Consider the following 24,945-nt stretch of genomic DNA (forward strand, 5'->3'; position numbering starts at 1 on the left):
CTATTACTGAATAGATGTCTTCTTTATGTAAACGGTAAATAACGAGTACCTGTCTTAAAACTACTTGCCATGGTAACCTTGGATATATGAATCTCTAAAAACTTGAAAACTTCTAATGACAGTTTTTCAAGTACTAGAAAAACTATAATCAAGGAGCTGTGCGTGTGGACAATAACGTGAAATCATTAACCACTCAGTATCGTTATGATCGATGGGTTGGTATCATTTCAGAACGCAATGCCAGTGGATTAAGCATCAAAGATTGGTGCCGGCAGAATGACGTAAAGGAAACATCTTATTATTATTGGCTTAAAAAAATCCGTCACTCTATCGTCGAGTCCTTAGAACCAGAGGATCACAAGGATGAGCTTACTTTTGTTCCCATGCTATCACAACCGAAAACCAACGAATTAAATCATGTTAACGATGATAAAACGAGTTCGGCACCGCACTCAGAAGTCATTCTCAAACTCGGTGAAATCACCATCGAGTTTGGAAGTCAAGCCTCGCAAGAGCTCATCTTAAATGTACTGAGGACCCTTAGAAATGTTTAATAGTGCTTCTGAATTTGATCAAATCTATATTGTCACTGATTTGAGAAGCGGGATCGATGGGCTAAGTGCCCTCATTCAGCAGAAGTTTCAGCTCAATCCCTTTCAAAATGTACTTTTTTTGTTTTGCGGGAGAAGAACTGATCGAATTAAGGGACTGGTATGGGAAGGTGACGGTTTTCTAATGCTCTATAAACGTCTTGAGAACGGACAATTTCAGTGGCCTCGTACGGAAGAAGCTGCTCGAAACATTACCCTACAACAATTTCGTTGGTTGACCAAAGGTCTCACACTCGACCCCAAGAAAAAGGTATGTCAATCATCTCCCAAACGCGCCATTTAGCCAAACTACCTGTGGATAAAATGATTGAAATTTAAGTTTGTCCACAGATTTCAAAAGGGAGCTCCTGACTTCTGTACACGGCATCTTCCGTGTGATAAAGTGAACTCTTGGAGAAAAAATTGACTGAAAAACAACTCACGAACTATAGTAAGGAAACCATCGTAACCATGTACATGGCACTTCAGGAAATCACAGAATCCTTAAAGAAAACTAGTGACATGCAGCAGGAGCAGATGAATGTCCTTTATAAAAAGATCGATTTATTACTGGAGCAGGTGGCACTTGCCAAGGTCATCCATCATGAAATGAGTGACCTTGAACTAAAAGAGATCTTTGGTGACAAATGGCGTAGGCTACCCGACGAAGTATATAAAAGACTTGCTTTCCACCCAGCGACCTTTGAAGTGGTGCAGACAATCAAACCATCGTTCGTGCGAAGCGCGATTAAGATCTTCTAAGAAACAGCATCGTGACGCCGTCGCTGCAGGCGGCATCTATAATGGCAAGTATGTGAATGCACTACCGCTTTATCGCTTGGAGCAAGAGTTCAAGCGACATGATATGAACATTTCTAGGCAAAACATGGCGAACTGGACAATCCAGTGCAGTGAGCGTTATCTTTCTTTGCTTTATGATAGAATGCATCAGGAGTTACTTGAGAGTCCTGTTTTGCAAGCAGATGAAACGCCTGTAGAAGTGAGTAAAGACGGCAGAGCTGCCGGAAGCAAAAGTTATATGCAGAGTAATCTTTTAAGAACGTTCTGGGATGGTCTGCTTTTCTGGTTCGCTCATACAAGACGATGGGTGCCTTATCATACATTTTTCCTGTGCGATAAACCCTGCATTTTACTTTTTGCTTATGTATGGAAACTTTAGATACTGGATAACAGGACTGTATAGTAAAGAGTACGCGGAGACTCTCTTTATGAATAATATAGTAAATACGCTTGGAGTTATTGGTGTAGTTCTTCTTTTTCTTTCATTTATATGCATTAGGATAGATGTTTCATCTTCTAAAAACGTTTTATAAGGTATTACACAGTAGACCAATTATGCGCAATAAGCGCTCCAAATAAGGAGCGCTTTTATTATACCTAAAATTGAGAGGACCGTGATCATAGATTTTAGTGAAGGGTGTGAAGTTGGAGACTTCTTTGATGGAATACTACACCCTCACCAGGCTGATTTCATGGGCCTGAGCCAATCTCGTTAAATTGACCTGTGTGACAGGTGAAGGGGTACCAAGGGAGCTGAGACTGTAGTGACGGTAGATTTAACAAAAAGACGACGGAACTCTACTACGCCTTACAAATGCTGGATTATGATAAGGAGCCTAAGAACAAACATGAAGTGGCATGGCCCATGGTACTAGCACACTGGAGGAGTAATTATCAGAAAACGAAATAGCTAGAGCCCACTACAGCTCTGACTACAAAGTTATACCGCCATCTCTTTTAGAGACTGCCGTGGATTCTGACTACGATAGCCGAATTCAATTTGTCCGTAACAAGGGAATTGCTCTTAGGGATGCTAGTGAAACATGCCAAAGGGTAGGCAGTTTGGATTCTATTATGAGAAAGTGTGATTAGATCTAATGTAGTAAAGTGAGCTTAGGATGAAAATAGATAAAAGAGCTTTATAAGGAATATATTTCAAAAACTATTGAAAACAAATATAACACAAATTATAATTGTGTTATATTTAGTTTAGTTAGCATATGTTTGGAAGAATTGGAATTGCATATACCACTACTCCGAGCCAGAATGACCTAAGGATAGTATCTATGGTATTCTGGCCAGGGCTATAAAGCCCTCAGGGTATACCTGGAAACAGGTGTGCCTTCACATTTTGAAAAGGAGGTGGATAGGCTGAGCTTTGCTTTGCAATGATTAGTTTTAGCTCCACCATCGACGGTGGAGCTTTTATTTTTCTATTCAGGACGCTATTTAAAATTTATTCTATGCATGAAGACCATGGAGGTTAAAGAAGCATTGCAGCAGGCGAAAATGCCTTAATTTGCAGTAAAAAGGGATGAGGCGGGGTTATGGATAGCTATCAAGAAGCCGGAAAGTTAAAATGTTCTATTTGTGAAAGAGGCTGTGTCGTTCCGGAGGGAAAGACTGGGGTATGCGGGCTTTATCAAAACGATAGTGGAAATATCAGGGAGTTATTTCCCGATAAATACTTAACGGTTTGTCCGATTTCTATTGAAACCGTGAATTATCTCCCCAACAAGTAGTGGAGGAAGCGGTAAAAAATGATTGCATTGGCGTAGCCTTTTTGCTCAATGATCCTCTGGCATGTTATCCTACTTTTCTTAGAGTCGCTGACGCTGCCCAAAAAAGTGGATTATTAGTGGGCTGTTCTTCCAATTCGTATTTTACCGAAAGTTCACTAGCAGAAATCAGTCCGCTTATAGATTTTATTAATGTCGGGGTAAAAGGATTTTCTCCCCAGGCTTATCAGGAATGCGGCGGCAGCACAGTTGATCCGGTTTTGCGCAACATAGCCAAGCTATATGAAAGCGGTGTCCATGTGGAAGTTTCTTGTGTTTTGCGAAACAACAACATGGAAGAAATTGCGGACCTGACTGCGTACATAGCCAATATATCACCGGATATACCCTTTCAGTTAATGCGCTACATCCCTTTGGAAGGGGCAGATACATCCTTGGAACCATCAATCCGTGCTTCCGAAGCCTTTTATCAAAGGTTAAAAGACAAATTACACTATGTTTATCTGTTCAATTCCCCGGGGACGGATTATCTCAATACTTTTTGCCCCGGCTGTGGGGAAGTTATCTTTAAAAGAGACTTTTACGGCCCTATGGGCTCTAAACTGTTCCTATCGGAGTCCAGCCCGATTGGAAAGACTTGCCCGCATTGTAGTAAGGAGATGCCCATAAAAGCCCCACCGGCTGAGAAAAAGTACCAGGAGGGGGACTTTGAAGGAGGCTACCCCTTTACCAGAGCGCTTGAAATGATGGAAGCAATTCTAATCACCCTTGGCGTCACGGACGTTAAAAAAGTAGTGCAAGTCTGGGAAATCGTTCTGGGCCAAAAGGGGTTACCCAAGTTGCACAGGGACATTCAAAATATCAGTTCATACTTAGAGATCATTCGGTATTTTGGTCGATTAATCGGAATGGAGGAGCAAGCTTCCAGGTTGGTTGCTTATATGGAAGAAAAGGTTTGCTCAATTCAACAATCCCTGCCCCCTTCGGAAAAAAGACCGCGAGTATATTATATCATGGGGAAACCGCTCTTTTGCCTGATGGGAGAACGCTTCGAAAATCAGTTGGTTGAGGCAGCCGGTGGAGTTAGCGCCAATAAAGAAATAGCATGTTCAGGCAGACCGGGCAGCCTTATTTCCGCGACGGAATTGAATGCCCTTAATCCGGAGGTTATTTTCGTCTCGGCTTTTCTGTCGTCCTCCGCAGAAGATGTCTATGCGGAGTGCTGTCGGGCCGGGGTAAACATCGAGGCGGTCAAGAACAAACGCATCTACACCTATCCGGCAGCCGGCTGGGACTTTGGCAGCCCTCGCTGGATTCTGGGCTTGATGTATATGGCTAATATGCTGCATCCGGAGATTTACCACTTTGATGTCCAAGCCGAGGCTGGCTGGTTTTACAGCCAATTTTACGGGATGGATTTTTCACCGGAGGAAGTAAACCGTTCTTTCAGCAAGCCCAGTAACCGCTGGCAATGGCAGAAGGGATAATGGGAGGCAAAAATATATGGAGAAAAGCCACGAAGCTCGGACGTCCGAGTTACTGCGAAAAGAACTAATTCTTGTCATAATAGCAATCGCGGTTTTCCTTTTGTCGTTCCCTTTAGGCAGATACTCAATCTCACCGGGCGATTTAATAATGATTCTGGCTGCCAAAGTAATTCCTATACACCATACCTGGCCGACGACCATGGATATTGTGGTGTATAATGTCCGACTACCCAGGATTCTTGCCGCTATGCTGGTGGGTGCTGCTCTATCAACTTCGGGGGCCGCTTACCAGGGAATGTTTAAAAATCCTCTGGTTTCGCCGGATATTCTAGGGGCATCTGCCGGGGCTGGATTTGGTGCTGCTCTAGGTATTTACTTTTCTTTCAGCTATTTGGGGATCCAGTTGATGTCCTTTGCCTGCGGTCTGATTGCAGTATTTATGGCCTATACCATTGGGCAAAAGGTGCGGCATGATCCGATGCTTGTGCTGGTATTAACCGGAGTTCTGGTGGGGACTTTGTTCAGTTCAGGGACCTCATTAATTAAATTTGTGGCTGATCCCTATGACAAACTGCCGGCTATTACTTTTTGGCTCCTGGGCAGTCTGGCTGCTATCACTCCTCATGACGTTCTGTACGGCTTTATTCCGATATTGCTGGGTGGCATTCCCTTATATATTCTCCGCTGGCGCCTGAACGTATTGTCTCTGGGTGAAGAAGAAGCGATGGCCATGGGTCTGGAAACAAGAACGCTCAGGTTGATTGTCGTTGTCTGCTCGACCCTCATGACCTCAGCAGCTGTTTCCATCAGCGGTCTGGTCGGCTGGGTGGGCCTGATCATACCACATTTGGCCAGAATGATCGTCGGCCCAAACTACAAAGTGCTCCTGCCTGCGTCAATGCTGATTGGCAGCGCTTATCTTTTGCTGGTTGATGATTTGGCCCGCTGCGCTTCTTCGGTGGAGATACCGCTGGGTATTCTCACATCCCTGATTGGTGCCCCGTTTTTCTTCTATTTTCTGGTCTCTGGCCGAAAGAGCTGGAGCTGATAACTGGTTATTGATTGATACTATATTCTTTATACGAGGAGTGAGGGAAATGGACAAAAATAGAACTAGTGGCTTACTGGGAATTATGCTTATCGCCTTATTAATGCTCAATCTGGCGGGATGCAGTCAAGCTGCCCTCACCCAGGCGGGGCAGAAGCCTGCAACTCAGAACGGACAAACAGCGGATGCCCAGCGCACTATTACAGACATGGCAGGTCGGTCAGTAAAGGTTCCGGTGACAATCAAAACGGCGTTCTCAACCAGCCCTGTGGCGGCCATCATGCTTTACGCCCTCTGCCCGAATAAAATGGTGGGCTGGAACTATGATTTCCAGCCTGGAGATAAAAAGTTTATAGCTCCTAAATATCAGGCCTTGCCCAATCTAGGAGGCTGGTATGCCAAAAATACAGGCAGTACAGAAGAAATATTGAAAATCCATCCCGATGTCATAATTGACATGGGAGATATTACGAAAACGGAAATGAGCAATGCCGATAAAATTCAAAAACAGTTAGGAATTCCCGTCGTCCTGGTCCAGTCTGATCCGATCTCACAGATGGACAAAGCCTGCCAATTTCTGGGCGGCCTGCTTGGCGAGAAGGCCCGTGCCCAGGAACTGGCGGACTATTGCCGTCAGACAGCTGCCGATGTTAAGGCGAAAGCATCCACAATTCCCAAGGATAAACAGGTCAGAGTCTATTACGCAGAAGGCCCTAAAGGTTTACAGACCGAACCGGATGGTTCCATGCATATTGAAACCCTGAACATAGTAGGCGGCATCAATGTCGCCCAGGGCGTTCAGCGGGCTGGGCAAGCCGGTCAGTCGCCGGTGTCCATGGAACAGGTGCTGTCCTGGAATCCCGATGTGATCATGGCTTGGGGAGACAGTCAGGGAGGGTACTATCATAAGATTCTCTCCGATTCTGGCTGGAAAGATATAAAGGCTGTCCAGCAACATCGGGTCTATCAAATTCCAACGGCTCCTTTTAATTGGTTTGACAGACCACCTTCAGTCAACCGGATTATTGGGTTCAAATGGCTGGGCAATTTACTTTATCCCGATATCTTTAATTACAATATGGTCTCGGAAGTCAAGCGGTTTTACGGCTTGTTCTATCATTATAATCTCACCGATGATGAAGCTAAAGCTTTACTGGCCCAACCGACAGGGAATTAAAACAACATCTAACAGAGGGGGGGTATTCTGATGAAGCTGGAAATCGAACACGCTTCTTGCGGCTACGACCAGAGAGATGTCCTGAAAGATATTTCGCTGAAACTGGAATCCGGAGAAATCCTCTGTCTCCTGGGACCTAACGGAGTGGGGAAAACTACTCTATTCAAGACCATCCTCGGTTTTCTCAAGCTGCGCGGCGGGGAGATTTTACTCGACGGAGAAAATATCCAGAACTGGCCGCGCAAGCGTCTGGCCCAAGCGCTGGGGTATGTGCCCCAGGCGCATACTCCGCCATTTCCCTTCACAGTCCTTGATGTAGTGGTAATGGGGCGGACCGCCCATTTAGGAATGATTAGTTCGCCTTCCCAGAATGATCTGGCAATCGCGGAAGAAGCTCTGGAAATTCTTGAGGTATCCCATCTCAAGGACCGTATTTATACCGAAATCAGCGGCGGTGAACGCCAAATGGTTTTGATCGCCAGAGCGCTGGCTCAGCAACCGAAAATCCTGATTATGGACGAACCTACTTCTAATCTGGACTTTGGAAACCAGATCCGGGTGCTGGAACAGATTAGGCGGTTGGCACAGAGAGGGCTGGGAGTCATCATGACGTCTCATTTTCCGGATCACGCTTTTCTCTGCTCGACGAAAGTTGCACTTCTGCAAAGAAATAATACTATTTCCGTCGGCAGCGCCGACGAGGTGGTGACGGAGAAAAATCTGAAGGCGGCTTATGGAATAGACGTTAAAATAACTGAGTCATTTAACCATAAAGGGGAAACAGCGAAAGCCTGCATTCCTTTGTTGGCCGGGTGAAATATTATTGGTCACCGAAGTATTGAGGAGGATATATTGATTTCAATTTTAGTTAACAGAAAGAGAGGGAGTAGTTTGAAACGATTGGTTAAATCTATGGTTGCTTTTGGGTCGATTGTCTGTATGCTATGTTTCAGCGGCTGCGGTTCTCAGACGACTGGCAGTTCTCAACAGGCGGTCAATAATTCCATGTCCGGCACTTCACAGACTGCGGAAAAAACAATTGTTGACATGTCTGGGAAATCAGTAAAAATTCCGTCAAAAGTCAACAGAATTGTAGTTACCTGTTACGGCGGGGCCAGCAACGAAGTTGTCGTCCTTGGCGCGGCCGATAAAATTGTCGGTCAGCCTTCCCAGGAAAATTTCCGACAATTGCTCAAATTTGAACCACAATTTAAGAAAATACCGGATTGCGGTTCCTTTGACAACATCAGTGTGGAAGAAATTATTAAGCTCAAACCGGATGTGGTGGTCGCCAGCGTTACCTCTCCGAAGGGCAACAAAAAGCTGGAGGATGCTGGCATACCGGTTGTGACGGTGTTGACAGGCCGGGCTACAATTGATGGTTTGCATAAAGAATTTAAGATGATGGGAGAAGTATTAGATAAGGAAAGTGATGCCAATGCCTTGCTCGGATTCTGGGACAACGGGCTGAAACTGTTGAAGGATGATACTGCTAAACTGCCTGCGGATAAGAAGAAAGTATACTACATGTTGGGCACCCCGCTGCAGACCGATGGCACCGCCTGGGGTGAAGATTTAATAACAACCGTCGGGGGAGTTAACGTGTCTAAGGGATTGGGCAATGCCAATCAGATTTCCGTTGAGCAACTATTGAGCTGGAACCCTGATTCAATAATTATGAGCAGCAATATTGGGCCCACTAAAAATCATTTCATCATGGCTGATGATTTACGAAATAACCCACAAATGAGCAATATCAATGCAGTGAAGAATAATCAATTATATGAATGCCCTATCGGAGCTTTTTGGTGGGATCGCCCTTCTCCGGAGTCGATCCTGGGAATGATGTGGCTGGCGAAGTCCCTTTATCCGGATACTTTTGCCAATATCAATCTGGAGCAGGAGACTAAGGACTTTTTTCAAAAGTTTTATCATTATTCTTTAACCAGCGAGGAGTATAATTCTTTTCTCAATCCGCAAACAGCGGCGAATAAGTAAATGACCTATTATTCGAAATGCTTACCAAAAATGACTTATTAGGAGGATTATATGACGACAAATGACAATGCCAAGCGAATGGCGGAAAAAAAGTTGGCAGAAAAGAAAGAGAAGGCCGCAGAGATGGAAAAAACAGCAAGAGGTCCATTCGCTCCCGTCTATCCTGTGTTAGCTGAAAGATTTCATCGGGAATCTAACCTAAAAAACGGATTGTGCATCGACATCGGAAGCGGAGGGGCGCAGTTAGGTCTGGAAATTGGAGAAATCAGTGACTTTAATATTATTGCCTTTGACATCAATGAACATGCTTTAGAATATGCCCGGGAAAATGCTGAGTCTAAAGGACTTGGCGATAAGTTTTCGGTGCTTTGTGGTGATGTACAACAATTACCGTTGGAAAGCAATAGTGTTGATTTAATTGTGAGCAGAGGAGCTTTATGGTTTTGGCCGGATGGAGCAAAATCCTTTGGCGAAATTTACCGAATATTAAAGCCTGAAGCTAAAGCGTTTATTGGGTGTGGATTTGGAACAATAGAAATTTTTGATGCAGTGGTTGAACAGATGGAAAGTTTCAGACCGGAATGGAATTCTATGCGGCAAAAACTATTTAAAGACAATCCCGTCGAACTATTTGAGGGGTACTTAAAATCTGCAAATATTAAAGATTATATAATTGAAGAAACCACTTCGGACAGATGGATTATTCTTACAAAGTGAGATAATTGAATCACAATAAGGTGGTGGGATTACGCATTAATAAAAAATTAACCTTACTCAATAATCGCCTGACCAACATAATATTAACTACTTCCGATGGTATCTTAGTAGTTGATAAAGCGGGAATCATTAAATACAAATGAGAAATATAACATATACAAAATAACTCTACTTAAGTTGGGTGACCGATTATAAAATTAGAGACCTGCAAACAATGGTTAGCTAAGGGTTAGCTGGAAACATGATAAACTCGAAAACAAATAAAAGAAATGCACAATATGAAGATGCGTAGTTAATGTGAAAATTGAATTATTGATCTCCGAGCCAGATTGACCTAAAGAACAATCCATGGTCGCTGGACAGGGCTTTAGGCCCTCAGGGTATACCCGGAAACAGGTGTGCCTTCACGTTTTGAAAAGGAGTAGCAAAATAGACTGGGATACCAGCCTATTTAGAGCTCCCTTTTTGGGGAGCTTTTTGTCTTTAAAATCTGTTTTGTGAAAACTTATCATATAGTGAGAACTATATGAACCAAGTACTGGAAGTCAAACTGTACAAAAAGTATAAGTTGGGTGAATAGAGTTAGAAATGGCAATTTTTAATCAAGAATTTCAAGAAATATTGGAAAAAAGCATTGAAACGCCAATAGATCGTAACGATGCCATAAATTTGTTTCAGGAGACAGAAGATGAAGTTAAAGCTGACCGAATATTGATATTGGTATGGTGGGTTGGAATCCAAGCGATTACCCAACTTCACTCATAGCAGGCAGCGGTAATAATGTACCTGGAATTCATATTAATCGTATGCCGAACCGAAAAAGAGGAACTCTCTTTGACGGGTTTTTCTATCGCGATAATATGGAATATCAGAATGCGATGAAAATGGTGAGAAAGTGTCATGAAGAAATGAGGATTACGATTATGTCGTAAAAGCTTATTGTGCAAAAGAACGGTAATGCTTTGGAGGAACTGAAAAAGGCAGCCAAACTTTATCCGGATTATACACAAGATATCGATTTGAAGAAGATTTCTAATGGTTATTTACGAAAGGCTTACGATATGATTCGTGAATTATATCAAACCAATGAGTTAACTCCAGCAAGACTTAAAAAAATTGGCTTCAGGAATAAATGGAACTCAATGATTTAGAACAGCTTATTAATTTGCAGTCATATATAGGATAGGATTTGTTTGAATTTCTAGAATGCCTGCTCTTGCGGCAGGAAATTCAAATGAACTCAGTCTGTTTGGCGGCGTTAAATGCTCTTTCCCATCCATTTACCTGTTTATAACTTTTGATAAGTAAAGTAGTTGCCCTACTTACGTTTTGCTAAGTACAGAATATCCGCTGAGTTTCGTGAAATTGCTGCCGCCAACATCCTTAATTTTTTTTGCAAGTAATCTGTCAAGCGTAGCTAATCAGAGCCTGAGGCTGCGGTCATTCGGAGACTCTATGAGCGATGGGTTGATACAAGTTATGGAGTCAATGGATCTCCTTGTAAAGCGTCAGCAAAAAAAGGTTAAGAAGTTGAAATAGTAAAATCTAAAATGGTTGTAATAAGGTGGTGAAAATGAATGATATGTATGAAAACTAAAGAAGAAGAACTCATGACGATTATTGCGAATAATAACGATGTCGAACCGAAGGAAGCAGAAGAATATTTTATCGCAATAGTTTCAGTTGCATTGTCTTTAAAGAACGAAATGAGGAAAGATATAACTTCTATATATAACCAGAACAAATTTGAATTTCTTGAAAAAGCCAGAAAATACTCAGGCTATAACCACATACTGCTAAATGGCGGCGACTTGGAGCAAGAAATTTGTGCAAAAAAAGCATTAGGCATTTTATTAAGCGCTGAGGAATCCGAGCTAATAAAAGGAAAGATTTTACGACTCATAAAAAAGTACTACAAAGACGTCTATGTATGTGTTCAAAATAATAATTACGAAAGCTTCAGGAAAAAACTGTACAAGATAGAGGACTCCGACAAAAGCCTTAAACTAACTGAGATGTGGATAGTTTTATATTTTTACACTATGAAATTGATGAATGTAGATTTGATCAACATAGCCGCGACGGAAAGTGCATTTACCTTGGCAGGTCTGTTTTATAACTTTAACCCTCTTAACGCTGATATTCAAGGCGAATTAAAACGAGAAAACAGATTAGCCAAAGTGGAAGGTATAATTAAAAATGAACTTGGGTTAATAAGGAATTCCTCAGATATTCTTTATACTAAGAATAACGAGTTGAAACCTATAATAAGTTATCTGCGCAACCTGTTTATAATCGATAAAGTAGATATTGATCGAATCGTATCCAAGGTTAACCAAGATGATTTGAATAAAGTTATGCTTGCGCTTTTAAAAACTTCCGCGGCTACAAAATTCGATAATACCCAAATTGTGCAGTCAGTTGTTTTCGGATACCTCGTAAAAATGCTTCTCAATCAATATTTAAAGGCAAAGGAGCTCTATTTCAGTCAGAATGAAGAAAATTTGAGTTCTGAGTTGAGAGTCCTAAAGGAAAAATATAATTGTGCGCTGCTTGAAAAGGACAATGCTGAAATTCAGGCAAAAAAGCTTACCCATGAGATTGCTAACTATGAACTCAAACTTAAAGACATGTTATTAAAGCAAAGTAAATCCTACGAAGAGAGGATTAACAAACTGAACAAAGAGGTTGATGGCCTTAAAAACAGCCTGGATAGAGAAATGAAAAATCGGCAGGAACTTTTTCAACTGCGGGAGTTTTTCTTTGAACTCAGAAACGATTATTTGCCCACAGAAACATCATTAGATTTATCAAAGATTATCACCGATAAAAAGCTTTTAATAATCGGAGGGACTCAAGAGTGGAGAAAAAGGCTGAAGGATAAATTTCCCGCAATCCTTACAATGGATGGCTTTAATGACAAGATTGAATTCAGAAGTTTCGGGGAGATAGATTTTGTTCTCTTTTATACTGGATATATGAGTCATAATACCTATTATAAGATCGTCGATTTCTTAAAAGAAAAGGATATTCCATTAGGCTACATTGGTAAAACAAATATTGATTTGGTCGAATGTGAAATAGTTGAACAATTAAATAGAAGATTTTTTGTTCAATAATCTGAATTTCCCGTGAATCTTAGCGTGAAGTACCTTTGCATAAATTTATTGCTAATCCGGACAACTCCGCTAACCAGCGGTTAACATAAAGGTTTTTAACCAACTTTCCTCCATTTTCCTCTCCACGTGAGGGGTCTTTTTTTGCCGTACTTTACAAAAGCGCTATTATTTTTGAGATAACTTTTTCATCTGTCTATAAGTTTTGAGAAAGGTTCTCACTGCAATATATGGCACGACCATTGACGGCCTTGGTGGCAGACGAATCGGGAAAATCATCGAATCCCTGAAAGACGAAAGCTACCAGCCTCACCCTGCACGCCGCGAGTATAGGGAAGGGACTTATTCGGGATTATGAATTTTGTGAAGTTTCCTGCATGGCTTAATATGTTATTATTAATATTTATTGCTTTTGGAATTTTGTTTTCATTTATGGTGCGAAATGGAGAACCGGATGATGAAATGTCAACTAAATAAGATGAAAGCTAATTCTCAGATTCTGAGTATTTTGCAATTTATATTGATCATTGGAGTATACTTTGCAATGAGAGACAACGTGTTAATTGTAGATTTACTTAAAATAGTTCCATTTGCACTAGGATTTATTAAACTACTGTTTTTTGGATTGTTTTTTTATTACGAGAAAGCAGGTGCTTACTAATGCCTGTATTAAGAACAAAAATACATGAGCTTAGAAAAGAACGAAATATGCAGCAGGCAGACCTGGCAGCTTTGGTAGGTGTGCGTAGAGAAACTATTGGTAATCTGGAGAATGGAAAGTACAATCCATCTTTAAAGCTTGCGATGGATATTGCAAAGGTATTTGACAAGCCAGTGGAGGAAATATTTCAGTTTGAAGAAGAACGCTAATATAATAATTGATTTGGAAGTATCTACTAATTACAGTTCATTTTTTTATACTTTAAATCCAGTTGGTTGAATCGCTTCATTGAGCAGTGAATCAACCAACTGGATTTACTTGTCTTCGGGGGTCATCTTTCCTACTCGGGGTACGACCCCAAGACAATGGGAAACAATTCTGTTTGCGCCAGGATAAGTCTGGTGAAGGGGGATGCAACTGCTGAAACCTTTAGTAGGAACCTTGCAGGGTGAAGTGACCTGCCCGGTAAAGTTTGGTCAACAGCCGGAAGCGAGTCTTGCATGTAAGAAAGCGATTTCTAGCGTGAAGCGTAGACAGCGAATGCAAAAGCCGTGTGATTGAGCCTCGAAAAGTTCATCGTTGGAGCTTTCGTTCTTCAGAATGCGGGGGCAGCACAGTGGTTACTGTATTGACCTGGTACCATTGTCCGACCGGGTTTTTAGATGAACTAGTCGATGAGGCTTCATTATCCGTAAACCATGGTTCTTAAGAAATCTTAAGATCTATTAAAGTTAAATCTTAAGATTTCCCCTTTATACTGCAAGTATTGAGCAATCCAATATAGTTTAAGCCGTTGCTTCGAAAAGGAATTCACGTTAGTTGACTTGACCTGATGCTCGCATTAAGACGAGTGACTCAATTTACTCACTAAGGAGGTTCGAAAAAAATACGATATGAAAAAGGACTTGCCACTTGTAGATAAATCAAAAAGACTGTTGTTCTACAAATTGTCATTAGTTTTACTAGGCGCTTTAGTAATCTTACTAACCATCAAATATTTGCCCTTTATTCTTGAGTTGTCCGTATCTCTCGATAAATTTCGGAATTACATACTTTCACTAGGCAATTTAGGAGCAGTAGTATTCATTATCTTTCAAATACTTCAAACAGTGATTGCCCCGATTCCGGGAGAAGTAATACAAATTGCCGGAGGATATGTTTATGGATTGGTTTTAGGACTTGTTTTAACAAATTTAGGGATGTTGATAGGCGCCTTTATCGTTTTCTATTTTACTAGGTTTATGGGCGGTTCTTTGGTAGAAAAACTTCTAAGAAAGGAAAAGTTCCATTGGATAACAGATATAGTCGAGAGTAATGAATTTTCAATTATTCTGTTTATTTTTTTTCTAATTCCTGGGTTGCCTAAGGACTTTTTAATATATGTTGCGGGGTTAACTCCTATTAAGCCATTAAGATTTTTCGGAATTTTGTTTGTTGGCAGATTTCCGTGGCTTTTGGCTTCCGTGAGCATTGGCTTTGATCTTCACCATGGGAATTATTCATCAACCATAATCCTATCAGTGATAGCAATATTGTCTTTCGCATTAGGGCTACTTTACAAGAATAAGCTTATCAGCAAATTCACACATAAAAAGGAGTATTAATTTGGAAAAGAATAAGTATCAATGTCAGAACCTAAAAGTTAACGTGAATTCTGAATTACCAGATATTTATAAAAGGATTATTTCTTTATGCATATTTATATTGGTGATAATTGGATTAAAAAGCATGATGAATTTATTTCTATTTACCTTTATTTTTACTTACATATTTTACCACGTACGAGAATTTATCTACAGGCGGGTTAATAAATTTTTACAATTGCCCAAGGTTATGGTAACGATTTTTGTATATTTAGTATTCGCTGCTTTGATTCTGTTTTCATTGTTTAAATACATACCGTTATTAACCACACAGGTAACTATATTGATTGATCAGATTACTAATTTTAATGTTACGAATTACCAATATGAATTAGACAGTCGATTGGTAGATTTGATTAAGATGGTTAATATAGAGTCTTATTTGAAAGAAGGAGGAGATTACTTTCTTCAAGCAATGACAAATATCGGAAAGTTTAGTCTTAACCTTTTTCTAGCGTTCATTTTGAGCCTGTTTTGTATGTTAGGAAAAAAGGAGATATTTGATTTTGGTCGAAAATTAGAGTTCAGTAAAATCTCTTTTCTATATGCCTATTTTAGGTATTTCGGCAGCAACTTTTTAAACTCTTTCGGAAAAGTTCTGCGGTTGCAAATTCTTATAGCATTTATCAATGCTGTATTGTCATTTATTATACTTTTCTTTTTGGGTTTTCCCCAAGTATTAGGCTTGTCATTTATGATTTTTATCCTGGGGTTAATTCCCGTGGCGGGAGTTATCATATCTTTAATTCCCTTGGGTATTATTGCCTTTACAATAGGCGGTCTTACAAAGGTTGTATATGTGCTTGTCATGATCGCGGCGCTACATGCTCTGGAAAGTTATGTTCTTAACCCTCAGCTTGCTGCTACTAAAATGAAATTGCCAATTTTCTTTACGTTTATGATCCTGATAATTGGTGAGCACTTCTTTGGTATTTGGGGGTTGTTAATTGGTATTCCACTATTTATGTTCCTGCTTGATTTGGTCGAAGTAAGAGTGTAAGCGGCGTCCATCAATAAGCACAATTCTTATTTGAGTGATATTAAACTATATACATTTGTTATAGATGTATAAATAATGGTGGTTTTATAGATTATCGCTAGGTATAACTTCAGCAAATGACAGCATTTTGACTATTGCAGATTTTGTATTGTTGATAACGAATGGAGAAGATGGTTATGAAGAATATTCTGATAGCAGATGACAATGATGAAATAAGAGAGGTAGTTCGAGTTTTATTGGAGAGTGAAGGCTATCATGTAATAGAAGCTGTAGATGGCCAAGATGCAGTATGCAAAATTGATGAAAGCATAGATTTAATTATCCTTGATATAATGATGCCTATTAAATCGGGTTTTAAGGCCTGTGTAGAAATTCGAGAAAAAACAAGTGCGCCTATTTTGTTTTTAACTGCGAAAACTCAGGATTCGGATAAATGCATGGCATTTTCTGCGGGAAGTGATGATTACCTATCAAAGCCGTTTTCATATACGGAGTTAGTTTCGCGAGTGAAAGCTTTGCTTAGAAGATATTATGTGTATAAAGGGAAAGATAGAGTAGATATTCCCGATTTAATTGATATCAACGGACTAACAATAAATATATCAATAAATGAAGTAATAATGGATGAGGAAGCGGTTACGCTGACTAATATCGAGTATAGGATCCTTTTGTTAATGGCTCAACATAGAAAGAAAATATTTTCAGCACAAAATATATATGAAAGTGTTTGGCAAGAACCCTATTTCTATACCTGTAATAATACAGTTATGGTGCATATCAGAAATCTCAGAAGTAAATTGGAAAAGGATCCACAAAACCCAAAATATATAAAAACAGTATGGGGGAAGGGATATAGGATTGAATAAGAACTATCGGAGGGGCAAACTGGAAATTAAATTAATACTATGTCTAGTGTTTTCATTCGCTATAGCTGTAGGCGTATTTTTCTTATTGCAAGAAATCGGAATGAGTATATTGAATAACCATTTCAATAAACCATATGTTGACAATCAAAGGAAGGAAGCCATTTCTCAATTTAGAAGTTATGTCTCGGATAAACATTTGACAATAAATGACAAGGATAAAATAGCAAGTTGGGTTCGCAATGAAAAGTACGTTAGTCTTTACATTTATAAAGATAACAAACCTGTATACGCTTTCGATATCGCCAATGACGGTGATGGAGACTATCCGAAAAGCCCGATTTTAGCGGAGAAATCACTTTATGATATTGTATTTGCAGACACAAAAGCTCAAATGTATATGGAGAGCTTTTTTCAATACAAGTATTACGATATGATCAGCTTTATAAATGTAGGAATTTCTTTTCTGGGCTTTATTATTCTGATGTTATTTTTCATAAAAAGAAAAACTTCGTATATCGTATCTTTGGAAAATGAAATAAAAATATTAGAAGGCGGTAACTTGACTTATCAAATAACGATGAAAGGAAATGATGAACTTTCTTCTTTGGCTCAAAGCATTAATGAAATGAGAAAATCATTTATTGAGAAATTGGATAGTGAAAATATGGCCAGGCTGGCAAACAGCGATCTTGTCACAGCAATGTCACATGATTTAAGGACACCGCTCACGGCACTTGTGGGGTATTTAGATATTATCGAATACAAAAAATATAAAACTGATGAGAATTTGAGACAGTATATTCATAATAGCAGAGAAAAAGCATATCAAATCAAAGATCTTTCAGACAAATTATTTGAATACTTTATTGTATTTAACACGGATGAGAATGATTTAGAAATGGAATCTTTTGATGGAATTCAACTAATAGAGCAACTGATAGAAGAACAAGTCATAATACTACAAAATAATGGATTTGATTTTGAATTAAACTTATGCTGTACACCTTTTTATATAGAAGTAAGTTTAATTTCAATACGTAGAGTTTTTGATAATATTTTCTCTAATATTATGAAATATGCCGATAAATCCAGACCGGTTAAACTTGAATCTTATATTAGAAACCGATTATTATTTTTAAGCTTCGAAAACAAGATAAATAACACTTTAAAGACAGCTAACAGCACAGGGATCGGCATGAAAACATGTGAAAAAATTATTGAAAAACATAAAGGTAAAGTCAGTTTTATTAGAACCGAGGATTCCTATTCAGTTCAGATCAGCTTAGCTATTGAAGAAATTACTGATGAAAATAGATATTGCCTTGCGCAGAAGTCAGTAGAATAAGCAAAGAATAGCAGAATCACGGAACCAGCAGCCTACCCTAAGAAGAAAACGGAGTAACGAGAAAATTTTGTCCAGACATCGTGGATATGTTTTGGCTTATTTTAACTTCTTTTGTTATAGGCTTTTTTAATACTGTCCGTTGGACAGGGTTCAGTTCAAAAGGAGCTTCGAAAAGAGGCTCTTTTTTGGTGGGTATATTTGATCGACTTGCTTATCAATTGCTCCATGTAGTCAACTAAATTGAAATTCTATCATTTATTACGACTTAAGAATTCTTAAGATTTATTATAGCCGGATCTTAAGATATCCTCTGTAAACTGCTAATTGTTTAAATAATCCGTGCTCCAAAACGGCCGTTCTAAAGGATTAGACGCTGCTGGGTCCCATGATGTTAAGCAGCCTCATTGATTTAGGCGGGGACAAAAAAGCGGATGGCGAGATCAGTGGAGAGGAAAACGCGGGTTTTGACTTCGGTAACTTCGGAGATGACTCTTAGTCAATACTTGGTTGGGAGGATAAGAATAGAATGAATACTATCAAGGTCTGGCTTTTTATGGGTTCTCTTACCATCTTGCTTGTGCTGCTGGGTAATGCCATCGGCGGTCAGTCAGGGGCACTGTTATTTTTTATAATAGCCACGGCCATAAATATCTTCAGCTATTTTTTCAGTGATAAAATTGCTATTAAAATGACAGAATCGTATCCTGTGTCCGAGGCCGAAGCGCCGGAGCTTTATTGTATGGTGAAAAGTCTGTCTCAGCGAGCGGGCCTTCCCATGCCCAAACTATATATAACGCCTTCCGAGCAGCCGAACGCCTTCGCTACCGGCCGTAATCCGTCACATTCGGCGGTGGCGGTTACCGAAGGGATCATGCGGTTGCTGAACCGTTCCGAATTGGAAGGCGTTCTGGCCCACGAACTGGCCCACATAAAAAACAGAGACGTGCTGGTGAGCACTATAGCCGCCGCCCTGGCCGGAGCTGTGACCATGATGTCCAATGCATTTCAGGGGGCGGCGATATTCGGCGTGGGCAGCAGTGATAACGAGAAAGTCGGGAACATGGCGGGAGGCTTGCTGATGGCGTTCCTCGCTCCGATAGCAGCTATGATTATTCAGCTTGCTATCTCCCGTTCCAGAGAGTACATGGCCGATGCTGCCGGCGCAGAAATTGCCGGTGCTTCCGACGGCCTCTCCAATGCGCTGTTAAAGATTGAGTCGGCTGCCCACAGTATACCCATGGATGTAAATCCCGCCGCTTCCCATCTGTTTATCGTAAACCCTCTTTCCGGGGCGTCTTTGATGAAATTATTCAGTACCCACCCGCCAATTATGGAAAGGGTGGAAAGACTTAGGAATATACGGCTGTAATCATAGGTGAAAGTTATGGAAAAAATAAACATTAACCGGAGCCTTTGTTTTTCTGGAAATGAGTTGAAATTACATAGGCACTATAAGCAGGAGCAACAACATCCTGCCCTTTCTTTTTTGGTTGGTTTTATTGGGAAAACAATCGTCCGCCGGAAAGGTTATGCTTCATGACAAGAATGCCTTTCTTGAGCAGTTGGCACGGCCCTAAATTCTCTTAAAATGGTAAATCACGCATCGATAGAGACCAGTTTAAAGGGTGACAATAAATAAATGCCGTTTTTGCATTCGTGTGAGGAGAATACTGAATGAAATATTTAGCGCAATTTTTAAAAGAAGAAAAGAAGATGATATTCTTAATCATCCTGGCAGCCGGCATGCAGGTATACGGAACCTTAATGGTTCCATATTTTGTCGCCGAAATGATCAATGTCGGTATCGCGCAAAAAAATGTACATTCTATTGTATTAATAGGACTAGAAATGCTGGCGGCGGCAGGCTTTACCGCTTTGATTTCGCTTTGGGGCAGCTATCTGTGCGCTGATCTCGCCGCCCGGACGGGAAAGCATTTGCGGGAAAGGATTTTTGAGAAAGCACAGATGCTTTCAGTCAATGATTTTAATTATTTCGGCACGGCTTCCATGATTACCCGCTCCACAGGAGATATCACGGTTATCCAGGAGGCGATGATTATGGCTGCGCAGATGATTTTGCCGACACCGCTTATTTTGGTTGCGGCTGTCGTCATGACCGCCGCCGCAAGCCCTACGCTGCTTTACATTCCGCTGGCCGCGATGCTTTTATTTTTATTGGTAGCCTATCTTTTGTTCAGGAAAGCGCGCCCGATATCCGCGATCATCCAGAAAAGAGTTGACGCCGTCAACCAGGTCGTAAGGGAATCCATACTCGGCATTCGGGTCATCCGCGCTTTTGATAATACAGAGTATGAGCGTCAAAGAGCGGACGACGCTTTTTCCGAATACGCGGATAATATGATTCGCTTGAATAGGACCTACGCCCTTTTTAACCCTGTAGTATGGGTGGTTATGGGGATCGCGATGGCCGCGGTGGTCTGGGTTGGCGGCTTCCTTGTGCTTCAGCAAACGATACAGGTAGGCAGTATTGTGGCTATATCGGAATATACCGTGATAATGTTGGTTTTCCTGATGATGTCGGCCATGGTGCTGGAGATGATACCGAGAGTTGCGGCTTGCCTGGAGCGTATCCGGGAGGTATTGGACACCGTTCCGGGAATAGCTGATCTTGCAGTAACATACGGACAGCTGGATACAGGCAATACTCAAAAAATAGAGTTTCAAAACGTCAGCTTTTCCTATAAGGGCGCTGAAGAACCTGTCTTGGAAGCGCTTAGCTTTAAATGTGAGCAGGGAAAAACAACAGCCATCATTGGGGGAACGGGTTCCGGCAAGAGTACCATCGCCGCGCTTATGCTGCGCTTGTATGATGTCCAGGACGGAAGAATCCTGCTGGAAGGAAAAGATATCCGCGGCATTACCCAGCATGATCTGCGGGAACATATCGGATATGTCCCCCAAAAAGCTTTTCTGTTTAGCGGTACGATTACGGATAACCTGCTCATGGGAAATAAAAATGCGACCTTGAAGGAATTGCGGCGCGCCGCGCGGATTGCCCAGGCCGATTCCTTTATCTCTTCTCTTGAGCAGGGATATGACAGCCTGGTAGCGCAGGGGGGGACCAATTTCTCAGGAGGACAGAAGCAAAGGCTCTGCATCGCCCGCGCCCTGGTTAAAAAGTCCCCTGTTTATCTATTTGACGACAGCTTTTCCGCCTTGGATTATAAAACAGACGCCGCTCTGCGAAACGCTTTAAAACATGAAATGCGGGATGCCGCAGTTGTGATCATCGCCCAGCGCATCAGCACCATTTTGGACGCTGATCAGATCATAGTCCTGGACGCGGGAAAAATCGCAGGGATTGGCAGACATGACGAACTGATAGAAAACTGCGGCGTATATAAAGAGATAGCCTACTCGCAGCTGATGGAAAAGGAGATAAACAGGACATGAGCGAAGAGTGGAATCAAGACAGTTCCGAATATGATTTTGATGTTACAGATGTTCCCAAAAATTCAAAAGCCACAATAAAGAGATTGCTGGCCTTGTTGCTGCAGCAAAAAGGCGCCTTGGTCGTTATTGTGCTTGCCACTTTGGTGAGTATGGGCCTGTTTGCTGCCACGCCGCTGATTTTAGGCAGGGCTATTGACCGGTTGATCGCAGGGATCGGCGAGCAAGGCTTTGGCGGCGGATTTAGCATGCTGGCGGAAATTCTGGGCTTCCCTCTGCTGCTGCTAATGGTCGCCTATGTACTAAGTTCCTGCTTTTCTTTCCTACAGGAATATATCATGGCCGGTGTGGGTGAAAGATTAGCATTGTCCTTGCGCCAAAAGATGAGTGGAAAAATCAACAAACTGCCCTTGCGTTATTACGATTCACATCAAACAGGGGATTTGCTAAGCAGAATCACTAATGATTTGGACAGGGTCGCGGAGGTTATCAATACAGGCTCCCTGCAGTTTATGAACGCCGTGTTTAACATTATCATCAGCGTTGGCGTAATGCTGAGCCAAAATCCTCTTTTGACATTGTTCATTTTAGCCGCTATGTCCCTAAGCGTATTTGCCACCAAGTGGATTTCGGGCAAAAACTTTGCAATCGCGTCTGAAAACCAGGCTGTTTTAGGCGAACTGAACGGAAGAATTGAAGAGTTCTATTCGGGCAACCTGATTCTCAAAAGCTTTAATCAGCAGGAAGCGGTAACTGAAACTGTCAGGGAGATCAGCCAAAGACAGTACGTCGCCAATAAAAAAGCGCAGTTTGTTATGTTTGCCATTTATCCCGCCATTCACTTTCTGACCCAGTTAGGATTCGTGATAACGGCCATTGTCGGCGGCATCTTTGTCGCGGGCGGCAGCATGACGATTGGCACCATACAGGCGTTTTTACAGTATGTCAACCAGATTTCTGAGCCGATTACCGAATCGTCTTACTTTCAGAATTTCCTTCAGGCGGCATTGGCCTCGGCGGAACGGGTCTTCGAGTTTCTGGACGAAGAAGAAGAGGTCTCGGACGCAGCCTCGCCTAAGCATCGTTTCGCTCCCCGAGGAACGGTGGAATTTGAGCATGTCTGCTTTGGCTACCAGCCCGAGGCCATACTCATGAAGGATGTCAATATCAGCGTGAGACCGAATGAAACGGTGGCCATCGTCGGACCCACCGGGGCAGGGAAAACAACGCTAGTCAACCTGCTCATGCGGTTTTATGAATTGAACGGCGGCAGAATTCTCATCGACGGAACGGATATCCGGGAGTTCCCCAAAAGCGAGCTGCGCAAAATGATTGGCATGGTATTGCAGGATACCTGGCTCTTCAAGGGCACCATTGCCAAAAATATTGCCTATGGAAAAATGGACGCTTCCCGCGAGGAAATCGAAAAAGCGGCAAGAGCGGCAAGATGCGATCATTTTATCCGCACGCTGGAAGACGGATATGATACGGTGATTTCTAGCGAGGATGGGAGCATCTCCCAAGGGCAGATGCAGCTCCTGACCATCGCTAGGGCGATGCTGACCAACCCTGCCTTGATGATTCTTGACGAAGCGACTTCCAGTGTTGACACCAGAACGGAAGCGGAAGTTCAAAAAGCGATGGCTCAAATCATGAAAGGGAAAACAAGCTTTGTGATTGCCCACCGGCTTTCTACCATAAGATCAGCCGACGTTATTCTGGTTATGAAAGACGGCGCTATTATTGAAAAAGGAAGCCATGACGAATTGCTGGCCGGAGACACGTTTTATGCGGAGCTATACAACAGCCAGTTAGCTGGCGAAAGTGCAGTCGACTTAAAAGATAACTCAATCATTGATACGACTTAAGAATTCTTAAGATTTATTATAGCCGGATCTTAAGATATCCCCTGTAAACTGCTGATTATTGGATGATTTGTGCTCCAAACGGCTGTTCTATAGGATTACGATAGAAAAAAGGACTAAGCGCTTGTGGATATGTCATTAGCTTTACTGGGCGTTTTAGCAGTTTTGCTAACGATTATATATTTGCCTTTTATTCTTGAGTTGTCTGTATCTCTTGACAAATTTCGAGATTACATCCTTTCACTGGGCAACTTGGGAGCAGTGGTATTTATTTTTTTCAAATGCTCCAAACAGTGATTGCCCCGATTCCGGGAGAAGTAATACAGATTGCCGGAGGATATATTTACGGGCTGCCCTTAGGAGTAATTTATACAATTTCCGAGATGTTGCTCGGTGCAGACATCGTGGATATGTTTTGGCTTATTTTAACTTCTTTTGTTAAGAATTTAAGTGCTGGTAATCTGCTTGACCAAACTAAAGTAAAAAAACGGTGAAGGAAGTGAATTTGCATGTTTACTAAATCAGATAAATACTACATACTCAATTCGGCTCTGATCGTCATCACGATAGTTTGTGTCTTTACAGGAATAAACTTCAACAATCGCTTAAGATTTGCCCATGAAATCGCGGGTTATCTCATGACCATAATTATTGCAGTTCATTTGGCATTACATACTCAGTGGATAAAAACAGTCACCTTGAGTATTATTGCTGACAAAAAGAAGCTGATGGCTCTCATGCTAACCTTGCTCATTACGATCGGGGTCTGTTCATATTCGCTGTTCCACAGTTCTGCTAACCAACGTGGCGGAGGACATTTTGGAAGACAGCATAGAAATTGTCAGAACTTTAACCCGCAAAACCTTCCTTAGAACAAACTCATTTTAAAGGAATGTCTTTAAAATGAATTGTTTCAGTGTTTTTCGTAGGCTTTTTACTCCTTCCTTTTTCATTTCTCCACTTGCTGTTGGCGTTGAAGATCAGCTTAAATCAGCAGGCAAGACAGGTAATGGGAATAAACTAATTTCGAAATTTCAAGAATGTCTGCCATACCTAATGCGTTATAAATAATAATTATGCAAAAGTGACTTTTAACAAATTGATGATTCTTTACTTAACTTGTATCACAATACCCAGTCTCATCACGTTTAAAAAGTATAGTTTAAAAAGTATAGAAAGAACAAAATTAATTATACAAGTTGGTCTTCACAGAACGACTCGTTAAGGTATTTAGGCGAATGATAGCAGAACGACAGTATTTTGAAAGTGAAGGATGATAAGTCTGAAATCGACAGTAACTGTCTCCACCTAAGTAAATGGACATAGCAAATAAGCCATCGGGCGATGACTTAATGTAATTTCACGGTCAACTGGAAGAACATTTGATTTTTTATACAGATCCGGGTTATAGGGTTCTTTCTTCTTTAAGATGTGATAAATGGACATTAACAGCATTCGCGAAATGGCAATAATGGCGCGTT

At 41.3% G+C, this 24,945-nt stretch carries 24 protein-coding genes, 1 pseudogene and 2 riboswitches; all 25 genes and pseudogenes read left to right on the top strand.

Going from position 1 to position 24,945, the window contains the following annotated elements:
• Window positions 1–164 precede the first annotated feature (164 nt).
• The 25 genes and pseudogenes from B5771_RS06660 to B5771_RS06765 all read left to right on the top strand — a co-directional run bounded on the left by B5771_RS06660 (window position 165) and on the right by B5771_RS06765 (window position 24,336).
• Window positions 165–554, top strand: coding sequence for a hypothetical protein (locus B5771_RS06660; protein ID WP_088186828.1), 390 nt, complete (start codon window positions 165–167; stop codon window positions 552–554).
• The gene (gene tnpB, locus B5771_RS06665) at window positions 547–894 is read left to right on the top strand and encodes an IS66 family insertion sequence element accessory protein TnpB (RefSeq protein WP_088186829.1); all 348 of its coding nucleotides are present in this window, start codon (window positions 547–549) and stop codon (window positions 892–894) included. Before B5771_RS06660 ends, tnpB begins: the two co-directional genes overlap by 8 nt.
• A gap of 119 nt (window positions 895–1,013) precedes the next feature.
• On the top strand, window positions 1,014–1,352 hold the full coding sequence (locus B5771_RS24720; protein ID WP_242966767.1) for a hypothetical protein: 339 nt from the start codon (window positions 1,014–1,016) through the stop codon (window positions 1,350–1,352).
• Window positions 1,353–1,404: 52 nt separating this feature from the next.
• Complete coding sequence (locus B5771_RS25185) at window positions 1,405–1,770, top strand: transposase (protein WP_348982939.1); 366 nt, start codon at window positions 1,405–1,407, stop codon at window positions 1,768–1,770.
• Window positions 1,771–2,635: 865 nt separating this feature from the next.
• Window positions 2,636–2,766, top strand: a riboswitch (molybdenum cofactor riboswitch).
• A gap of 172 nt (window positions 2,767–2,938) precedes the next feature.
• The gene (locus B5771_RS24730; protein ID WP_242966768.1) at window positions 2,939–3,133 is read left to right on the top strand and encodes a hypothetical protein; all 195 of its coding nucleotides are present in this window, start codon (window positions 2,939–2,941) and stop codon (window positions 3,131–3,133) included.
• A complete protein-coding gene (locus B5771_RS06675; protein ID WP_348982940.1) occupies window positions 3,133–4,617 on the top strand; it encodes an ABC transporter substrate-binding protein in 1,485 nt (494 codons plus the stop codon). The genes B5771_RS24730 and B5771_RS06675 overlap by 1 nt, the downstream gene beginning before the upstream one ends.
• Before the next feature lie 16 nt (window positions 4,618–4,633).
• Complete coding sequence (locus B5771_RS06680; RefSeq protein WP_088186830.1) at window positions 4,634–5,665, top strand: iron ABC transporter permease; 1,032 nt, start codon at window positions 4,634–4,636, stop codon at window positions 5,663–5,665.
• Window positions 5,666–5,714: 49 nt separating this feature from the next.
• Window positions 5,715–6,842, top strand: a complete 1,128-nt coding sequence (locus B5771_RS06685) for an ABC transporter substrate-binding protein (RefSeq protein WP_088186831.1) — start codon at window positions 5,715–5,717, stop codon at window positions 6,840–6,842.
• Between the two features lie 30 nt (window positions 6,843–6,872).
• On the top strand, window positions 6,873–7,658 hold the full coding sequence (locus B5771_RS06690) for an ABC transporter ATP-binding protein (protein ID WP_088186832.1): 786 nt from the start codon (window positions 6,873–6,875) through the stop codon (window positions 7,656–7,658).
• Between the two features lie 36 nt (window positions 7,659–7,694).
• A complete protein-coding gene (locus B5771_RS06695; protein WP_242966770.1) occupies window positions 7,695–8,840 on the top strand; it encodes an ABC transporter substrate-binding protein in 1,146 nt (381 codons plus the stop codon).
• A 51-nt stretch (window positions 8,841–8,891) separates the two neighbouring features.
• Window positions 8,892–9,557: a class I SAM-dependent methyltransferase gene (locus B5771_RS06700; RefSeq protein ID WP_088186833.1), complete on the top strand. Its 666-nt coding sequence runs from the start codon at window positions 8,892–8,894 to the stop codon at window positions 9,555–9,557.
• A 305-nt stretch (window positions 9,558–9,862) separates the two neighbouring features.
• Window positions 9,863–9,995, top strand: a riboswitch (molybdenum cofactor riboswitch).
• A gap of 150 nt (window positions 9,996–10,145) precedes the next feature.
• Window positions 10,146–10,322 (top strand): hypothetical protein, encoded by a 177-nt coding sequence (locus B5771_RS24205; protein ID WP_172408176.1) that lies wholly within the window; start codon window positions 10,146–10,148, stop codon window positions 10,320–10,322.
• A 176-nt stretch (window positions 10,323–10,498) separates the two neighbouring features.
• On the top strand, window positions 10,499–10,708 hold the full coding sequence (locus tag B5771_RS06705) for a hypothetical protein (protein ID WP_088186834.1): 210 nt from the start codon (window positions 10,499–10,501) through the stop codon (window positions 10,706–10,708).
• Between the two features lie 426 nt (window positions 10,709–11,134).
• Window positions 11,135–12,676 carry a hypothetical protein gene (locus B5771_RS06710; RefSeq protein ID WP_242966771.1) on the top strand — a complete coding sequence of 514 codons (1,542 nt, stop codon included), beginning with the start codon at window positions 11,135–11,137 and terminating at the stop codon, window positions 12,674–12,676.
• A gap of 229 nt (window positions 12,677–12,905) precedes the next feature.
• Window positions 12,906–13,004: pseudogene (locus B5771_RS25190) on the top strand (RNA-directed DNA polymerase); the annotation flags it as partial.
• Between the two features lie 329 nt (window positions 13,005–13,333).
• Window positions 13,334–13,543: a helix-turn-helix transcriptional regulator gene (locus B5771_RS06720; protein WP_088186836.1), complete on the top strand. Its 210-nt coding sequence runs from the start codon at window positions 13,334–13,336 to the stop codon at window positions 13,541–13,543.
• A gap of 684 nt (window positions 13,544–14,227) precedes the next feature.
• Window positions 14,228–14,938 carry a VTT domain-containing protein gene (locus B5771_RS06725; protein ID WP_088186837.1) on the top strand — a complete coding sequence of 237 codons (711 nt, stop codon included), beginning with the start codon at window positions 14,228–14,230 and terminating at the stop codon, window positions 14,936–14,938.
• A 1-nt stretch (window position 14,939) separates the two neighbouring features.
• Window positions 14,940–15,977 carry an AI-2E family transporter gene (locus B5771_RS06730; RefSeq protein ID WP_242966772.1) on the top strand — a complete coding sequence of 346 codons (1,038 nt, stop codon included), beginning with the start codon at window positions 14,940–14,942 and terminating at the stop codon, window positions 15,975–15,977.
• Between the two features lie 176 nt (window positions 15,978–16,153).
• Window positions 16,154–16,843 (top strand): response regulator transcription factor, encoded by a 690-nt coding sequence (locus B5771_RS06735; protein WP_088186838.1) that lies wholly within the window; start codon window positions 16,154–16,156, stop codon window positions 16,841–16,843.
• Window positions 16,836–18,188, top strand: coding sequence for a HAMP domain-containing sensor histidine kinase (locus B5771_RS06740; RefSeq protein ID WP_088186839.1), 1,353 nt, complete (start codon window positions 16,836–16,838; stop codon window positions 18,186–18,188). The genes B5771_RS06735 and B5771_RS06740 overlap by 8 nt, the downstream gene beginning before the upstream one ends.
• Before the next feature lie 526 nt (window positions 18,189–18,714).
• Window positions 18,715–19,557 carry a zinc metalloprotease HtpX gene (locus B5771_RS06745; protein ID WP_088186840.1) on the top strand — a complete coding sequence of 281 codons (843 nt, stop codon included), beginning with the start codon at window positions 18,715–18,717 and terminating at the stop codon, window positions 19,555–19,557.
• Between the two features lie 305 nt (window positions 19,558–19,862).
• Window positions 19,863–21,602, top strand: a complete 1,740-nt coding sequence (locus B5771_RS06750; protein WP_088186841.1) for an ABC transporter ATP-binding protein — start codon at window positions 19,863–19,865, stop codon at window positions 21,600–21,602.
• On the top strand, window positions 21,599–23,467 hold the full coding sequence (locus tag B5771_RS06755; RefSeq protein WP_088186842.1) for an ABC transporter ATP-binding protein: 1,869 nt from the start codon (window positions 21,599–21,601) through the stop codon (window positions 23,465–23,467). The genes B5771_RS06750 and B5771_RS06755 overlap by 4 nt, the downstream gene beginning before the upstream one ends.
• A 278-nt stretch (window positions 23,468–23,745) precedes the next feature.
• Window positions 23,746–23,958 (top strand): hypothetical protein, encoded by a 213-nt coding sequence (locus B5771_RS06760; protein WP_088186843.1) that lies wholly within the window; start codon window positions 23,746–23,748, stop codon window positions 23,956–23,958.
• A 15-nt stretch (window positions 23,959–23,973) separates the two neighbouring features.
• Entirely contained in the window at window positions 23,974–24,336 is a 363-nt protein-coding gene (locus tag B5771_RS06765; RefSeq protein ID WP_088186844.1) for a hypothetical protein, read from the top strand.
• Window positions 24,337–24,945: the final 609 nt, after the last annotated feature.

Origin of the sequence: Desulfosporosinus sp. FKA, assembly GCF_002196785.1 — a bacterium.
Classification (GTDB): Bacteria; Bacillota; Desulfitobacteriia; order Desulfitobacteriales; family Desulfitobacteriaceae; genus Desulfosporosinus; species Desulfosporosinus acididurans.

What these genes read in the sequence shown, in the direction of transcription:
- tnpB (WP_088186829.1), top strand. Translation starts at nt 547, where the DNA reads ATGTTTAATAGTGCTTCTGAATTTGATCAAATCTATATTGTCACTGAT.
- B5771_RS24730 (WP_242966768.1), top strand. Translation starts at nt 2,939, where the DNA reads ATGGATAGCTATCAAGAAGCCGGAAAGTTAAAATGTTCTATTTGTGAA.
- B5771_RS06680 (WP_088186830.1), top strand. Translation starts at nt 4,634, where the DNA reads ATGGAGAAAAGCCACGAAGCTCGGACGTCCGAGTTACTGCGAAAAGAA.
- B5771_RS06685 (WP_088186831.1), top strand. Translation starts at nt 5,715, where the DNA reads ATGGACAAAAATAGAACTAGTGGCTTACTGGGAATTATGCTTATCGCC.
- B5771_RS06690 (WP_088186832.1), top strand. Translation starts at nt 6,873, where the DNA reads ATGAAGCTGGAAATCGAACACGCTTCTTGCGGCTACGACCAGAGAGAT.
- B5771_RS06700 (WP_088186833.1), top strand. Translation starts at nt 8,892, where the DNA reads ATGACGACAAATGACAATGCCAAGCGAATGGCGGAAAAAAAGTTGGCA.
- B5771_RS24205 (WP_172408176.1), top strand. Translation starts at nt 10,146, where the DNA reads ATGGCAATTTTTAATCAAGAATTTCAAGAAATATTGGAAAAAAGCATT.
- B5771_RS06710 (WP_242966771.1), top strand. Translation starts at nt 11,135, where the DNA reads ATGATATGTATGAAAACTAAAGAAGAAGAACTCATGACGATTATTGCG.
- B5771_RS06720 (WP_088186836.1), top strand. Translation starts at nt 13,334, where the DNA reads ATGCCTGTATTAAGAACAAAAATACATGAGCTTAGAAAAGAACGAAAT.
- B5771_RS06725 (WP_088186837.1), top strand. Translation starts at nt 14,228, where the DNA reads ATGAAAAAGGACTTGCCACTTGTAGATAAATCAAAAAGACTGTTGTTC.
- B5771_RS06735 (WP_088186838.1), top strand. Translation starts at nt 16,154, where the DNA reads ATGAAGAATATTCTGATAGCAGATGACAATGATGAAATAAGAGAGGTA.
- B5771_RS06745 (WP_088186840.1), top strand. Translation starts at nt 18,715, where the DNA reads ATGAATACTATCAAGGTCTGGCTTTTTATGGGTTCTCTTACCATCTTG.
- B5771_RS06750 (WP_088186841.1), top strand. Translation starts at nt 19,863, where the DNA reads ATGAAATATTTAGCGCAATTTTTAAAAGAAGAAAAGAAGATGATATTC.
- B5771_RS06755 (WP_088186842.1), top strand. Translation starts at nt 21,599, where the DNA reads ATGAGCGAAGAGTGGAATCAAGACAGTTCCGAATATGATTTTGATGTT.
- B5771_RS06760 (WP_088186843.1), top strand. Translation starts at nt 23,746, where the DNA reads ATGCTCCAAACAGTGATTGCCCCGATTCCGGGAGAAGTAATACAGATT.
- B5771_RS06765 (WP_088186844.1), top strand. Translation starts at nt 23,974, where the DNA reads ATGTTTACTAAATCAGATAAATACTACATACTCAATTCGGCTCTGATC.